Source organism: Priestia sp. TRM10 (assembly GCF_057808375.1).
On record NZ_JBJZOT010000025.1, the window covers coordinates 1 to 1,417 of the forward strand.

Here is a 1,417-nt window from a genome sequence, read left to right on the forward strand (position 1 = left end):
GGCCTTCAGGCACACCGGATACGTCGCCTGACTATACTCTTTTAGCCGCAGCCGGCGTTACCGGACCGACAGGCATTCAAGGGCCTAGTGGCGCAACGGGCGTTCCGGGACCTACGGGAGCGACAGGCGTAGGACTTGACGGCGTTGTTCCTTTCGATCCAGCGGCTGCTCCTTCTTATCCTGCTGGGCAAGTCGTCACCTATAACGGCAGTCTTTATATTACTGATGTTGCGGGACCTACGGGTACACCGGATACGTCGCCTGACTATACCCTTTTAGCCACAGCTGGCGCAACGGGTGTTACTGGACCAACAGGGCTTACAGGCGCGACAGGCGTTGCGGGACCTACGGGACTTACGGGGAGCACGGGCGTTACTGGACCGACAGGGCTTACAGGGGCCACGGGTATTGGGCTTGACGGCGTTGTTCCTTTCGATCCAGCGACTGCTCCTTCTTATCCTGCTGGGCAAGTCGTCACCTATAACGGTAGTCTTTATATTACTGATGTTGCGGGACCTACGGGTACACCGGATACGTCGCCTGACTATACTCTTTTAGCTGCAGCTGGCGCAACGGGTATTACTGGACCGACAGGGCTTACAGGTGCGACAGGCATTGGGCTTGACGGCGTCGTTCCTTTCGATCCAGCAGCTGCTCCTTCTTATCCTGCTGGGCAAGTCGTCACCTATAACGGTAGTCTTTATATTACTGATGTTGCGGGACCTACGGGTACACCGGATACGTCGCCTGACTATACTCTTTTAGCCGCAGCCGGCGCAACGGGTATTACTGGACCAACAGGGCTTACAGGGGCCACGGGTATTGGGCTTGACGGCGTTGTTCCTTTCGATCCAGCGACTGCTCCTTCTTATCCTGCTGGGCAAGTCGTTACCTATAACGGCAGTCTTTATATCGCTGATGTTGCGGGACCTTCAGGCACACCGGATACGTCGCCTGACTATACTCTCTTAGCTGTAGCTGGCGCAACGGGTATTACTGGGCCGACAGGGCTTGCGGGGAGCACGGGCGTTACCGGACCGACGGGTATTGGACTTGACGGCGTTGTTCCTTTCGATCCAGCAGCTGCTCCTTCTTATCCTGCCGGACAGCTTGTTACCTATAACGGCAGTCTTTATATCGCTGATGTTGCAGGGCCTACGGGTACACCGGATACGTCGCCTGACTATACTCTTTTAGCTGCAGCTGGCGCAACGGGTATTACTGGACCGACAGGGCTTACAGGTGCGACGGGCATTGGGCTTGACGGCGTCGTTCCTTTCGATCCAGCGGCTGCTCCTTCTTATCCTGCTGGGCAAGTCGTCACCTATAACGGTAGTCTTTATATTACTGATGTTGCGGGACCTACGGGTACACCGGATACGTCGCCTGACTATACTCTTTTAGCTGCAGCTGGCGC

General features: G+C 56.0%; 1 pseudogene. It reads left to right on the plus strand.

The features are described from left to right. Positions 1-269: 269 nt before the first annotated feature. Positions 270-1,417 (plus strand): annotated as a pseudogene (locus ACK3CR_RS26950) (BclA C-terminal domain-containing protein); the annotation flags it as partial.